We start from the raw sequence: 15,321 nt of genomic DNA, 5'->3' as shown, positions 1-15,321 counted from the left end.
AACCATTGAATGTAGAATTCACCATTTACTTTTTGAATTCCGCTCCGAAATAAGTTGCAAAAAAACTAAAATAACTGCATAAAGAACTTTTTTATAATCTGTTTTTTTTGGGAAAACTTCAATTGCTAAAATTGTTAGAAAGCTTTGATAGAAGTAGGGTTGTAGTCTATTTTGATCAACTAAAGAAAGATAAATATATAATAAAAGAATTAGAAGACCTTGCCATCTTTTATTTTGAAAAATATATACAATTTGTAAAAGAAAAAAACTTCCAGCTAAAATATAATCTAAAGGACTTGTAGGGATAGGTAACCAATCAAACAAAGGGATTACAGGAAAAACTTTTGTGGTAATCCATAATTTAGGAGCATATATCATCAATATTAAAACCCCCAAAATAGCTAGGATTCTTACGTAATTTACCTTTTGTTCGTCAGTTATATTAGTTATCATTTATAAATTTAATTTTTCTGCTAAATATTTAGAAGTGTACGATTTTTTATTTTTCACCAATTCTTCCGGCGTACCTTCAAAAATAAGTTGACCACCATTTTTACCACCTTCTAAGCCTAAATCTATGATATAATCTGCACACTTTATCAATTCTATATTATGCTCAATTACAACAATAGAATGTCCGCGTTCTATTAAAGCATTAAAAGAAGCTAATAGTTTTTTAATATCATGAAAATGCAAACCAGTTGTAGGTTCATCAAAAATAAACAAGGCTTTGTCTTTTGTGTTTCCTTTAACTAAGAACGATGCTAGTTTTATTCGTTGTGCTTCTCCGCCGAAAGGGTAGAAGAAGATTGTCCTAATTTTACATATCCCAAACCAACATCTTGTAAAGGCTTTAATTTGTTGGCTATTTTTAGTACTAAATTTTCTGTAAAAAAAGCAACAGCATCATCAATAGTTAGATTTAAAATATCATCAATAGATTTCCCATCAAACTTAACTTCTAATACTTCTTTTAAACCTTTTACCGTTACAAGTTTCGCATTCTAAATGCACATCGGCCATAAATTGCATTTCTATTGTAACTTCACCTTCGCCTTTACAAACTTCACATCTACCACCTTCTACGTTAAAAGAAAAGTGTTTTGGTTTGTAATTTCTGATATTAGATAATTTCTGATTTGAGAATAACGCTCTAATATCATCATAGGCTTTGATATACGTAACAGGATTAGATCTAGAAGATCTACCAATAGGATTTTGATCGATAAACTCAACATGTTTTAAGGTGTCAAAATTACCAATTACATCTGTGTGTTGCCCAACTTTATCGCCATAACCAACTAACTTTTTTTGCATTGTTGGATACAGAATTTTCTTAACTAAAGTACTTTTACCGAACTGAAACCCCTGTAATAACAGATAGACAATTTAAAGGAAATGTAACATCAACATTTTTTAAATTATTTTCTCTAGCACCAAGAATTTGTATCTTATTGTTTGATTTTCTTCTTTTTTAGGAACTTCGATTGTTAAATCTTCATTTAAATATTTTGCTGTTAAAGAATCAGATTTTAAAATTTCATCAAAATTACCTTCAGCAACAACATTTCCTCCGTAGGTTCCTGCTTCCGGGCCAATATCAATAATATAATCTGCTTCTTTCATGATATCTTCATCATGTTCTACCACAATTACAGTGTTACCTAAATCTCTTAAATCTTTTAAAACGCCAATTAATCTTTCTGTATCTTTAGGATGTAAACCAATACTAGGTTCATCTAAAATATACATAGAACCAACCAAAGAACTTCCTAAAGATGTTGCTAAATTAATTCGCTGACTTTCTCCACCAGAAAGTGTGTTAGAAGTTCTGTTAATTGTTAAATAATTTAAACCAACATTAGTTAAAAACTGCAATCTGTTGTTAATTTCTGTAAGCAGTCTTTTACCTATTTTTTCTTCATATTTATTCAGTTTAATTTCCTTGAAGAAAGAAGCCAATTCGTCTAAAGGCAAAGCAACTAAATCTGAAATGTTTTTAGAATTGATTTTAACATAATTAGTTTCTTCTCTTAAACGCTTGCCATTACAAGTTGTACATTTTGTTTTGCCACGGTAACGAGAAAGCATTACACGATTCTGAATTTTATAACTTTTTTCTTCTAAAACAGAAAAGAAATGATGGATTCCGTGAAAAGAACTATTACCATTCCAAACCAACTCTTTTTGTTTGTCTGAAAGTTCAAACCAAGGTTTATGAATTGGAATGTCAAATTTATAAGCAACTTCTATTAAATCTTCTTTATAATGAACATAAGCAGGTGTTTTAAAAGGAAAAATAGCGTCTTCAAAAATGGATAAACCTGTGTTTGGTATTACTAAATCTTCATCGATACCAATTACATTTCCATATCCTTCGCAAGTTGGGCATGCGCCGTATGGATTGTTAAAGCTAAATAAATGTGTGTTCGGTTCTAAAAAAGTAATGCCATCTAATTCGAATTTATTACTGAATTCTGAAACATTATTATCTTCTAAATTTTCTACAAAACAAACACCTTTTCCTTCAAAAAAAGCAGTCTGTATAGCATCTGCTAATCGATTGTAGAAATCTTCATCATCTTTTTTTACAATTCTATCTACAACTAAAAGTAAAGGTTCATTTTTAAATTCTTCTTGCGGAAAACTAGCAATTTTATATACTTTATCATTCCACTTAAGTCTTGCGTAACCTTGCTGCTCTAAAACTTGTAAAACGGTTTTTAAATCTCTGTTTTCATCTATAGTTACAGGTGCAAGCAAAAGTAATTTAGTGTTGTCGTTAAATTTTTTAATAAAATTTACAACATCCGAAACAGTATCTTTTTTAACTTCATTACCAGAAATAGGAGAGAAGGTTTTACCTATTCTAGCAAACAATAATTTTATATAATCGTAAATTTCTGTACTTGTACCAACAGTAGACCTTGGGTTTGTAGAGTTAACTTTTTGCTCTATTGCAATTGCGGGTGCAATACCTTTAATATACTCTACTTTAGGTTTGTGTAATTTACCTAAAAATTGTCTTGCATAGGAACTTAAACTTTCTACATAACGCCTTTGGCCCTCTGCATAAAGGGTATCAAAAGCTAAAGAAGATTTACCGGAACCAGAAAGACCTGTAATAACTACTAATTTATTTCTAGGAATTACAACATCTATATTTTTTAAATTGTGCAATTTGGCACCTTTTATAATGATGTTTTCTTTAGGATTTACGGCTGAAATATCTGTCTTCATGTATCAAAAATATAAGCTATAAAATTACCAAAAAATTACCTCATTTAGAAATTACTAAAATCTTTTTTGTAAAAAGTTTGTACTTTAAATAAAAAATATTCATATTTGTAGTATAAACCTCACAAAATTAGACGTATATAGTATAAAATTACTTTAAAAATTATTAACAAATAATAATAAGAAAAGCACTAACGGCTTTTCTACAAGTAATTATGATACGTACTAATACAATTTCAGATAGCATTTTAGTAAGCGATTATATTAAAGGTAAAGAAGCCTCTTTAGCTATTTTAATCAACAGACACCAACAACGCCTTTTTAGCTTTATTTACAGTAAAGTACAAGATAAAGATTTAACAGAAGATATTTTTCAGGATACTTTTATTAAAGTAATTAGAACTTTAAAAAAAGGAAATTATAATGAAGAAGGAAAGTTTTTACCTTGGGTTATGAGAATTGCTCATAATCTAGTAATTGATTATTTTAGAAAGAATAATAGAATGCCTTCATTTAAAAATACTGATGAGTTTGACATTTTTTCTGTTTTACATGACGGTAGCTTAAATGCAGAAAAACAAATTATACAAGAACAGATTTACGATAATGTAAGAGAGCTTGTTAATGAGTTGCCACAAGAGCAAAAAGAAGTTTTAGTTATGCGAATGTATAAAGATATGAGCTTTAAAGAAATAAGCGAAAATACAGGCGTAAGTATAAATACAGCTTTAGGTAGAATGCGATATGCTTTAATAAATATGCGTAAGCTAATAGATAAACATAAAATTATTTTGGTGAATTAACAATAAAGTTTAAAATGCGTCGTTATCAAATTAGAAACCAATATATTAAATAATTTATATGATGCAACTTTACTCTAAAAAGTCTTCTGATTATCAGATGCAACCAAAAAAAGAAACAGTTCAATTTTTGATTAATTTTTCCAAATCTCTACGAATTGAAAAAACAAAATCAAATAACTTCATTGAATTGAATTTGAATTAAGAGTGGAAAAAGCTTCAACTAACGTTGGGGCTTTTTTTATATGCACTATTTAAAAAATTAAATGAGTTAATACAAAATCTAATATCTAAGTAACTTGCAGCCATGGAAAACATATTAGTAGCAGGTGCAAATGGTACCACAGGAAAAAAATAGTTAAGTTATTAGAAACATCACAATATTTTAATCCAATTGCTATGGTTAGAAAAGAAGAACAAAAAAAGCAATTTGAAGATAAAAATATTAAAACTGTTTTAGCAGATTTAGAAGAAGATGTTTCTTTTACAACTAAAAATATAGACAAAGTTATTTTTGCCGCTGGTTCTGGTGGTAAAAAAGTAGTAGAAGTAGATCAAGAAGGAGCTAAAAGAATGATAGATGCAGCAATAAAAGAAAACGTATCTAAGTTTGTAATGTTAAGTTCTATGGGAGCAGACAATCCTGAGCAAGCAGATGATTTGCAAGAATATTTAAAAGCGAAACACAATGCTGATGTTTATTTAAAAGAAAGCAATCTTACATATTCTATTGTTAGACCAGGATCTTTAACTGACAAAAAAGGAAAAGGAAAAATTGAACTAAGCGGAAAACTTAATAAATCCGGTAAAATTACAAGAGATGATGTAGCACAAACTTTAGTTAGATCTTTACATGACACAGCCGCAATAAATAAAACTTTCGAAATTATAGAAGGAGAAACATTAATTGGTCAAGCAGTTCCCCATTAAGATATTACAATATTATAAAACAAAAAAAACACCTTTTTAAGGTGTTTTTTTTGTTTTATAATACTCGTTTAAAACTGTTTTTCTACCAATTGTTTTAGTAATAATGTCGTTGTCTAAATTCCAACCTCTAGCAGGAGAATATTCTCTTCCGTACCAAATAATTTGAAGATGTAAATCATTCCATAGTTCTCTTGGGAATAATCTTTTTGCATCTTTTTCTGTTTGTGCAACGCTTTTTCCGTTACTTAAGTTCCAACGATACATCAATCTTAAAATATGCGTATCTACCGGAAAAGCGGGTACACCAAATGCTTGACTCATTACAACACTTGCAGTTTTATGACCAACAGCAGGTAATTCTTCTAAACCTTCGAAACTTTGAGGAACTTCGCCATCATATTTTTCAATTAAAATTTTAGACAAACCGTAAATTCCTTTACTTTTCATTGGAGACAAACCACATGGTCTTATGATTTCCTTAATTTCTTCAACAGACATTTTTACCATATCAAAAGGATTGTCTGCTTTGGCAAACAATAATGGTGTAATTTGATTTACTCTAACGTCTGTACATTGTGCAGACAGCAATACTGCAATTAACAATGTATACGGATCTTTATGATCTAACGGAATAGGAATTTCTCGGATATTTTTCTTGAAGTGTATCAATTACAAATTGTACTTTTTCTTGCTTTGTCATAAATAATAGATAAGGTGTAAAGTTAAAAAAGTTAAAAGTAAATTCTTTAGTATTACTTTACTTTTTTTAATAATTAAAGTAAAAAACTTTCTATTTTTATATTCTAAAATTTCAAGACAAATGACATCATTAAAAATAGGAGACAAAGCTCCGGAATTTGAAGCAAAAGACAATGCAGGTAACACAATTAAATTATCAGATTATAGCGGTAAAAAATTAGTTCTATTTTTTATCCAAAAGCAAGTACACCAGGTTGTACTAACGAAGCATGTGATTTAAGAGATAATTATCAAACTTTTTTAAGCAAAGGCTATGATGTTTTGGGTGTAAGCGCAGATTCTGCAAAAAGACAACAAAATTTTATCAATAAAAATGAATTGCCATTTCCTCTATTAGCAGATGAAGATAAAGCAGTAATTGAGGCTTTTAATGTTTGGGGACCTAAAAAATTTATGGGAAGAGAGTATGACGGAATTCATAGAACCACTTTTGTTATAGATGAAAATGGTGTTATAGAAGATGTAATTTCAAAGGTAAAAACAAAGGCGCATGCAGCCCAAATTTTAGAATAATGAATACCTTTTTAGGTAATTATTATTCCTTTTTGAATACCGAATTTTATTAATTACGGTGTACTTTTTGTTAACGTAATTTCAAAAAGCTCCCTTTTATGAGATTTTAAAGAACTTTCTGTAATGTTTAAGATTGCAGAGAGTTCTTTTTCTTTTTTATTCGAATAATCATATAATGCTTGTAAAATCTCTAATTTTCTTTTTGTAAACTTATAATTATCGATTTCTACTTTAAAAGAAGATTTATTCTTTTTAACGGTTTTACTCATAAAACAAGTAAGAATAACTTCTTTAAAATTTTCTAAATCTTCATCCTTTCCAACAAAAAAATCTACACCGTTACTTATTGCTTTATTTTTAATATAATTATTGTTCATGGTTGTTAAAGCAATGATTTTAAAATTGTTATTCTTTTTAATTTCATTTAAGAAATCTAAAGAACTCTTTCCATTAAAATTTACGTCTAGGATTAAAACGTCAAATTTGTTTAGTGATGTAAAAGAAATTAAATGATCAAGATTATTAAACGTTTGTATTACATTTAATTCTTCATGAAAATTTAAACTATCTTTTAATGCATCGCAAAAAAACGATTGTCATCAGCAATTACTATATTTATTGGGCTTTTAATCATTTACAAGGATTTCAATTTTAAAAGTACTTCCGGTTTTATCAGAAATAATATTTAAGGTTCCTTTTAACTGAGAAACTCTTTCTCTTATACTATTTAAACCGAAACTTGAATCGGAAATTTTATCAGTATTAAAGCCAATACCATCATCTTTTACTTCTATAAAAACAACTTTATTTTTTTGTTGATGAATATTGATATTAATTATGGTTGATTTAGAATGTTTTATTGCGTTTGTAGTTAATTCTGATATAATTCGATAGATGTGAACACATTTATCTTGTGGTAAATCTATACCGTCTAGATTAAAGTTATGTGATATTTTCTGATTTGTAAGTTTATCTAATTTTTCACAAAATTCTATCAAACTAGAAATAAAGTTTTCTGAATTGATTTTAGGAGCATATAAACTGTTTAGTAAATATCTATAGTCTTTATAAAAAGCATCTAAAATTTCTTGTACTTTTTCTGGTGTATTGTCTGCTTTTTGTAAAAGTCTCAGTTTTAAAGCTTCTAAATATCCGCCAAAGGTATCATGTACATTATTTACAAGTTTGTTGCGTTCTTGTTGCTGTACTTCTAGGGTTTTATTTTGAAAATTATATTTAAGTTCATCACTAACTTTTTTCAACTTAAAATAACTTCTTTGAGTATCTATAACAGTACCAAAAATATAGCGCGTAAATAGCAAAATTTCTAATGATAGTGCTAAATAATAAATATTTGGTCCGCTATATTTAATTGCTAATGTATTATGTACTTCCGGGTTCATAATTTGACCATTTATAACAGCTAAAATTGGTACAATAAAAGCTATGACTAAGTATAAAGGTAATTGTTTCTTAATTGTTAAATAGATATGATTTAAAACCCAAATAAACGCGATTATCTTTAAAACTGTCCAAACATAAAGATATAAGTTTATGAATCCTCCGAAGAAAAATTTATAAACATATAATAATACAAACGGAATTGTGAAGTATGCGCCCCATTTAAAAATCCCTTTTGATATTTTTTGATTTGCATTTAATTTATAAAAATTTAAATAGAATAAACCCATGCATAGCACACCAATTGTTTGGCTAAAACTTCTAACATTATTAATTAAAAATACGCTATCAGACCAAATATATTGTACTCCTAAGCCTTTGCCTGCCAAAAATTCGAAAAATACGGTAACTATGTAAGCTGCATAAAATAAAACAGCATATTCTTTTTTTAATACTGCAAAAAAGACAAGTATAAGAGTCATGCTTATTAAAAAAGCTATAAAAAGTCCGAAATAAAAATATTCTGATTGTACTCGTTTTAAAAAATCATTTTCATTTTCTAAATAAAGAGCCAATCTAGTTCTACCAGTACTATTTTTTATTCTTAAAAAAACATCAGTTTTTAAAATGCTATCGGTTTCAATTTTCCAAACTGGATTTCTGTAAAAAATGTTTTTATGCGGAAAAAGTTCGTTGTAAGAAACACTAGAAAGGGTATCAATTTTATTGCCTTTTTTCAAGTATACTTTACCAAAATCTAAATAAGTATTGGCAATTGTAAAGTATTTTTTATCTATTTTTTTTGAAGTATTGTCTAAAGAGAAATGATACCAAAACGTTTTACCGTTTAAAATTTTGTAAATTTTTTGATTTTCTTCTTTTTGAAATTCACCTGATTCATAATTGTGTATTATCTCTAAAATTGAAAGATTTTGCTCTTTAGTGTCAAAATATTTTAAATCATCATAAACCGATTTTTGTTTTTCTTGAGCACTAATAAAACTAAAAATATGAATAAAAAAGAGGAGAGTAATTTTTTTCAATGGGTTCTAAAGTTCTAAAAGACAATACTAAAGTATGGTTTTTTTTAAAGAACTACAATTAATTTTACAAAGCTTATAAAATGCTTAAAAAATTATGGGGGTAGTTAAACTATTTGATAAGTCAAATTTAGAATTAATTTCAAAAAAGGATAATGAATCGATAGATAGGAAATTGTCTATTAGCTTTATTAGAGACTTTCTTTTCTTTTTTAATATCAAACAAGAAGATTTGCCAAAATTAATTTCTTATTCAGAAGAATTAGAAAGAAATAGGCAGTTTGTACTAGAAAATAAAAAATATTTTGAAACATTAACTTGTAAAGAAAAAGAGGTTTTTACACTTGTAATTAAGGGAAAATCCTCTTGTGAAATTGCAAATAGTTTATTTATAGAAACATCAACAGTTTCTACTCATAGAAAGCGAATTAAGCAAAAGTTGAATTTAACCTCAATATTCGATTGGTATAATTATGCGAAAGCTTTTGACTTAGTATAATTAAAAATTTCCCCAAAATCTAGAATTACTAGATTCCTTTATCAATAGTTATTATGAAAAAACAGTAAAATGAAAACAAAATTATTTTTATTATTAGTATCTATCTTTAGTCTTAACATGTTTAGCCAAACTGTTGCAATTCCGAGACACAAATTTTGAACAAGCTTTAATTGATTTAGGTTTTGATTCTAACGGATTAAATGGAAATATTTTAAGTTCGGATGCACTATTAATTGACAGTTTGAAAATTGGAAATCCGTTAGAAAACGAATTAACACCAAATGTTTTAGGAAAAATAACAGATATTTCTGGTATTGACTCAATGACAAATCTAACTTATTTAGATGTAAGAGAAAACGAAATTACTACAGTAGATTTATCTACAAATACTGCTTTAGTAGATGTTAGTATTGGCACCAATTTATTATCCACAATTGATGTTAGTAATAATACCAATTTAGTTTCATTATTTGTAAATGAAAATCAATTAACTTCTATAGATATTTCTAATAATAACAATTTAGAGCGATTAGGTATTATGAATAATCAAATATCAGCTATTAATGTATCTTATTTAGTCAATTTAAAAGAGTTTTATGCTCATGGAAATCAGTTAACAAACTTAGATGTTTCGAGTAATATAAATCTAGTTGTTTTAAGAGCTTATGATAATTTGTTATCGAGTTTAGATGTTACAAATAATACTTTATTAGAAACACTTCGCATAGAAAATAATCATCAATTAAATCCAAATAATACAATTTCTACATTAGATTTATCTAATAATATCAATTTAAAAGATTTAAGATTTTCGAACAATCCTATAAACTCTATTGATGTCAGCAATAATGTAAATTTAGAATTCATTACTTTTTACGGAGTTGGTATTTCTTCTATAGATTTATCTAAAAACGTAAATTTAAAACGTATTTATGGTGGATTTAATGGTAATATGTCTGCTATTGATATTAGTAAAAACACAGAATTAGAGTTTTTTACTTTTGTTGATAATAATTTAACGAGTTTAGATGTTTCTAATAATAATAAGTTACAAGTATTAGTTTTAGATAACAATAATGTTTCTAATTTAGATTTTACAAGCTTATCAAATTTATATTGGTTTTCTATTGAAAATAACGATTTTACTAGTGTTAATTTATCTGATTTAGATAAATTAACAAACTTGTATTTAAACGGAAACAATCTTTCGAATTTAGATATCAGTAATAACCTATTATTAATTTCAGATCCAGAAATAGCAAGCGTTACCCTACAAGAAAACGAAAATTTATCGTGTATTCAAATTGCAGAATCACAAGTTACAACTACATGGCTAAAAGATGAAAACGCAGCTTTTAATTTAGATTGTTCTGCGACAGAAGTTACTACGATTCCTGATTCTAAATTTGAACAAGCTTTAATTGATTTAGGTTTTGATTCTAACGGATTAAATGGAAATATATTAAGTTCGGATGCACTTTTAATTGATAGCTTAAAAATTGATAATAAAGAAATTTTAAGTTTATCTCGGAGTTGAAAAAATGTCTAACTTAATTTATTTAAGGGCAAAAAATAATAGTTTAACTGCTATTGATGTTACAAAAAATGTAAACTTAAAATATTTAAATTTAGATGGTAATAATTTGTCTGAACTAGATGTTACTAAAAATATAAACTTAGAATTAATTAGTCTATTTGGCGGAAGTAGTGGTTTAACAAGTGTAGATTTATCTATGAATACCAATTTAAAAAGTGTTTATTTAACAACACTATCAAATTTAGAAACTGTAACCTTTGGCAACTCACCAAACTTAACTTTTATACAATTAGCATATAACAAAATAACATCGCTAGATTTAACCGGTTTACCAAGTTTAGAAACTTTAAGAATACCGAATCAAGCAATGACAAGTTTAGATGTTTCTCAAAACCCAAATCTATCCATTTTATGGGCTTCAAACAATGCTATTACAGGTAATTTAGATTTAACTAATAATTTATCTTTAACACAACTTTTGGTAGACGGAAACCAAATAAATGGTTTAGATGTTTCTGAAAATAGTGCATTAACATTTATAAGAGCACACAATAATCAAATTGCAACAATAGATGTAAGCGCAAATGTAAATTTAGAATACTTATGGTTGGGTGGTAATTTTGAAGACTTAGGTGGAAGCTTAGAAACGAATACAATTAGTGCTTTGGATGTATCAACAAATACAAATCTAAAAGAGTTAATACTTGCAGGATTAAATTTAAGTTCAATCGACGTTTCTAATAATACAAATTTAACCTTGTTAAATGCGAATTCCAATAATTTAACAAGTTTAGATATTGCTGTAAATGATTCTTTAGAAGTTTTGGCTTTTGGAAATAATGAAATTGCAACAATAGATGTAACAGATAAACCTAGTTTAAAAGAATTATATGGCTGGAAAACAAATTTAACACAACTAAATTTAGATAATAATACAAAACTAGAAAAGCTTATAATTTTTGATACCAAGCTTAACAATATCGATCTTTCTAATAATTTACTTTTAAAAGAAATAGACATTAATCAAGTTAAAAAAACAGGAAATTTAGACTTGTCTAAGCATACAAAATTAGAGTCTTTTATAATTGCAAATACGCTGTTAAGTGAACTAAATTTAAGAAATGGCCATAATACAAGTATAACATATGCAGAAATTACAGACAACCCTAATTTAACTTGTGTTACTGTTGATGATGTTAGTTATGCAAATTCTAACTTTACAAATATAAGCAACGGAATAGTTTTTAATACAAGCTGTGGTATTTCTGATGATCTTGTTTCTGTGCCAGATGCAAACTTTGAACAAGCTTTAATAGATCTTGGTTTTGATTCTAATGGTTTAAATGGTACAATACTAAAAACTGATGCTGTTTTAATTGATAGCTTAAAAATTGGAAATCCTTTAGAAAATGAATTTACACCTAATGTTTCAGGAAAAATAAAAGATATTTCTGGTATAGCTTCTATGACAAGTCTAACTTATTTAGATGTTCGACAAAATGAAATTTCAACTGTAGATTTATCAGATAATATTAATTTGGTTGATGTAAGTTTGGGTGAAAATCAATTATCAACTATAGATGTTTCTGCTAATGTTAATTTAATCTCGTTATTTGTAAATGACAATCAGTTAACATCAATAGACGTTTCAAATAATTCTGCTTTAGAACGTTTAGGGATTATGAGAAATCAGTTTACATCAGTAGATGTTTCTACATTATTAAATCTAAAAGATTTATTTGTTCATGGTAATCAATTAACAAGTTTAAATACTTCAAACAACACAAAACTAACTTGGTTATATACATCAGATAATCCTTTTTCGAATGGTTTAGATCTTTCAAATAATACATTATTAGAAAGGTTATATGTCTGGAATAATCAGTTATCATCTTTAGACGTAACAAATTTGCCAAATCTAGAATTTCTTTATGCGAGTGCAAACCTTTTTACAAGCATTGATCTTAGCAATAACACAAAATTAGAAAGACTTTCTATTTTTGACGGTAAATTAACTGCATTAGACATTACTAAAAATACTGTTTTAAGTGATTTAAGAATCTATAATAATCAGATTACTAGTTTAGATTTAACAAAGAACCCTGAATTAATTATTGCGTGGATTGAGGCAAATCTATTAACAGAAATTGATTTAAGCGCAAATACCAAAATAGACAATTTAGCTATTGGTATTAATCCTATTTCTTCTCTAGATGTTTCTGCTCAAACAGAAATGAGAATTTTAACAGCAGAACAAACAAATATTGGTTCAGTTAATCTATTTAATAACCCTAATTTATTAGAAGTTTGGTTAGCAGATAATTCTAACCTTACTCAAATGGATTTTTCTGCACAAACAAAAATGTATCGATTAGGGATTTACAATACAGGTATTTCTGAATTAAAATTAGGTAAATCTCCAATAACTAGTTTATTAGCAGGTGATAATCCTAGTTTGTCAAAAATAGATTTAAAAAACGGTAATAATACAAGTCTAACTGAATTTGATGTAAGCAATTCTCCAAATTTAACATGTATACAAGTAGATGATGTAACTACTGTGTCATCAAGTTTTCCAGCAGTTAACGCATCATTATTTAATATAGATTGTGGTTTTGTTACAGAAGATATAGTTAATATTCCGGATGTAAATTTCAAATCTGCTTTAATTTCTAATACTTTAATTAATTTAAATAGCGATAATGAAATTCAGGTTTCAGAAGCTCAAGCTTTTTCTCGAGGTATTGTGGCTAATGGAAAAGGAATTGAAGATTTAACAGGAGTAGAAGCGTTTGTAAATATTACTACTTTAGAAGTTAGAAATAACTTATTAACTACTATAGATATATCAAATAACACAAAGCTTAAAATTTTAAGTATCGATCAAAATCAACTTAGTTCTTTAGATATTAGTAGTTTAGTTGATTTAGAATATTGTTATGCGGGCGAGAATAAAATAACAACCATAGATCTAACAAATAATGTTGCTTTAACCAGATTATGGTTAAATATAAATGAGTTAACATCAATAGATATTTCTAAAAATACAGCTTTAGAATCATTACAATTAGATTGGAATTTCGGTTTAACAGCAGTGGATTTTTCTAATAACTTATCTTTAAATAGAATCCATTTATGGAAAACAGCAATTAGTACAATCGACGTTTCTATGCTACTAAATCTAGAAAGGTTATATGTGTCTGAAACTAATATTACGTCATTAGATATTTCTAAAAACACAAAATTGTATGATTTAAGAATGGGAGATAATAATATTACAAATTTAGATTTTTCTAATAATGTAGAATTAACAAGAATTGATGTAATAAATTCTGGCTTAACATCTTTAGATATATCTAAAAATCCAAAGCTTAAAATTTTAATTGCAAGCGATAATGCTTTAACTGGCTTAGATTTAACAAACAACACGCTATTAGAAGAGTTGTATTTAGGTAATAATAACATTATAAATATTGATATTAACCAAAATACAGCATTAACTAAATTATATTTAAATGATAATGCGCTAGAAAGAGCTTATTTAAGAAACGGAAATAATCAATCTATTGTAGAATTCGATATTAAAAATAACGAAAATCTTAGTTGTATCGCTGTTGATAATGTTGTTTTTTCTGATGAAAATTGGTTAGAAAAAGATGCAACGGTAAGTTATAATATAGATTGCGCATCAGAATGGGAAGTTTATACTACAGATACAAACTTAGAAACGGCTTTGGTTACTTTTGCTGGCTTAGATGATGATGGTGACGGAGTTGTAACCTACGAAGAAGCTCAGGCTTTTACAGGTGATTTAGATTTAAGTGGAAGAAATATAACTTCGGTACAAGGTTTAGAAGCATTTACAAATGCTGCTAGTATAAATATTTCTCGAAACAGTATTACAGATATAAGTAGTTTATTAAATGCAAATGCAGTTGTTGTTTCGTCTAGAATAACAGGCGAGAGAAGAAGCCTTTCGGTTAATAATAATTTAAAAGTTTTAAATGTTGCCAACAATTTAATTGAAGCAATAAACATCTCTAAATTAACAAGTATAACAGATTTAATTGTTACCAATAACAACTTAAGTAGTTTAAATTTAAAAAATGGTGCTAATAGTACTTTAATAAATTTTGATGCTACCGGAAATCCGAATTTAACTTGTATTGAGGTTGATGATGTAGATGCTGCAATTAATAATACGAATTGGAAAAAAGACAAAGAAGCAAATTATAACCTTTCTTGTAAAGTATTGTCTGTAGATAGTGAGTTATTAAAAGATAATATTTTAATTTACCCAAATCCAGCAGAAAAATACATTACAGTATCATTATCAAATGGCTTGTTATTAAATTCTATAGAAATATATAACTTGGTAGGTAAAAAAGTTTTAAAATCTAAAGAAATAGATTTAGATATATCGCGCTTTTCAAGCGGAGTGTATTTTATTAAAGTAATTACAGATAAAGGTACATTAATGCAAAAGCTTCTTAAAAAATAGAAAAAGGAAGATAGTATATTAATTTAAAACGAGTTGACGAAAGTCAATTCGTTTTTTTATTTTTGAAAATAATAAATCCTGTTACAAATTATAACTTATTCTTT

General features: G+C 27.1%; 7 protein-coding genes and 4 pseudogenes. 6 read left to right on the top strand and 5 right to left on the bottom strand.

Translation table 11 applies throughout. The features are described 5' to 3' along the window. Positions 1–18: 18 nt before the first annotated feature. The gene (locus tag ACZ1HD_RS08935; RefSeq protein ID WP_472689248.1) at positions 19–453 is read right to left on the bottom strand and encodes a hypothetical protein; all 435 of its coding nucleotides are present in this window, start codon (positions 451–453) and stop codon (positions 19–21) included. Beyond that, positions 454–3,240: pseudogene (gene uvrA / locus ACZ1HD_RS08930) on the bottom strand (excinuclease ABC subunit UvrA). Positions 3,241–3,452: 212 nt separating this feature from the next. Here uvrA and ACZ1HD_RS08925 point away from each other — a divergent pair. Next, positions 3,453–4,040 (top strand): RNA polymerase sigma factor, encoded by a 588-nt coding sequence (locus ACZ1HD_RS08925; RefSeq protein ID WP_077809404.1) that lies wholly within the window; start codon positions 3,453–3,455, stop codon positions 4,038–4,040. 304 nt (positions 4,041–4,344) lie between these two features. Further along, positions 4,345–4,967, top strand: a pseudogene (locus ACZ1HD_RS08920) (SDR family oxidoreductase). Positions 4,968–5,003: 36 nt separating this feature from the next. Here the strand turns inward: ACZ1HD_RS08920 and ACZ1HD_RS08915 are convergent. Beyond that, a pseudogene (locus ACZ1HD_RS08915) lies at positions 5,004–5,667 on the bottom strand (endonuclease III domain-containing protein). 120 nt (positions 5,668–5,787) lie between these two features. On the opposite strand from ACZ1HD_RS08915, the pseudogene bcp reads away from it, so the two are divergent. Continuing rightward, positions 5,788–6,239: pseudogene (gene bcp / locus ACZ1HD_RS08910) on the top strand (thioredoxin-dependent thiol peroxidase). A gap of 53 nt (positions 6,240–6,292) precedes the next feature. On the opposite strand, the gene ACZ1HD_RS08905 reads toward bcp, so the two are convergent. Together ACZ1HD_RS08905 and ACZ1HD_RS08900 are read right to left on the bottom strand one after the other, a co-directional pair. Continuing rightward, on the bottom strand, positions 6,293–6,775 hold the full coding sequence (locus ACZ1HD_RS08905) for a response regulator (protein WP_472689317.1): 483 nt from the start codon (positions 6,773–6,775) through the stop codon (positions 6,293–6,295). A gap of 90 nt (positions 6,776–6,865) precedes the next feature. Then, positions 6,866–8,683 (bottom strand): 7TM-DISM domain-containing protein, encoded by a 1,818-nt coding sequence (locus tag ACZ1HD_RS08900; RefSeq protein ID WP_472689247.1) that lies wholly within the window; start codon positions 8,681–8,683, stop codon positions 6,866–6,868. A 94-nt stretch (positions 8,684–8,777) separates the two neighbouring features. Here ACZ1HD_RS08900 and ACZ1HD_RS08895 point away from each other — a divergent pair, with 94 nt between their 5' ends. The 3 genes from ACZ1HD_RS08895 to ACZ1HD_RS08885 all read left to right on the top strand — a co-directional run bounded on the left by ACZ1HD_RS08895 (position 8,778) and on the right by ACZ1HD_RS08885 (position 15,217). Then, positions 8,778–9,179 carry a helix-turn-helix domain-containing protein gene (locus tag ACZ1HD_RS08895; protein ID WP_472689246.1) on the top strand — a complete coding sequence of 134 codons (402 nt, stop codon included), beginning with the start codon at positions 8,778–8,780 and terminating at the stop codon, positions 9,177–9,179. A gap of 133 nt (positions 9,180–9,312) precedes the next feature. Next, complete coding sequence (locus tag ACZ1HD_RS08890; RefSeq protein ID WP_472689245.1) at positions 9,313–10,716, top strand: leucine-rich repeat domain-containing protein; 1,404 nt, start codon at positions 9,313–9,315, stop codon at positions 10,714–10,716. Between the two features lie 4 nt (positions 10,717–10,720). Further along, positions 10,721–15,217: a T9SS type A sorting domain-containing protein gene (locus ACZ1HD_RS08885; protein WP_472689244.1), complete on the top strand. Its 4,497-nt coding sequence runs from the start codon at positions 10,721–10,723 to the stop codon at positions 15,215–15,217. Positions 15,218–15,321 lie beyond the last annotated feature (104 nt).

The organism is Polaribacter sp. HA6-7 (genome assembly GCF_055693625.1).
Note: the sequence above shows the minus strand (reverse complement) of the source record. Positions and strands in the feature narration are given on the sequence as shown.

Bases quoted from the DNA above. Each gene is read 5' to 3' on its own strand.
- ACZ1HD_RS08885 (WP_472689244.1), top strand. From the start codon at position 10,721: ATGTCTAACTTAATTTATTTAAGGGCAAAAAATAATAGTTTAACTGCT.
- ACZ1HD_RS08925 (WP_077809404.1), top strand. From the start codon at position 3,453: ATGATACGTACTAATACAATTTCAGATAGCATTTTAGTAAGCGATTAT.
- ACZ1HD_RS08895 (WP_472689246.1), top strand. From the start codon at position 8,778: ATGGGGGTAGTTAAACTATTTGATAAGTCAAATTTAGAATTAATTTCA.
- ACZ1HD_RS08935 (WP_472689248.1), bottom strand. From the start codon at position 453: ATGATAACTAATATAACTGACGAACAAAAGGTAAATTACGTAAGAATC.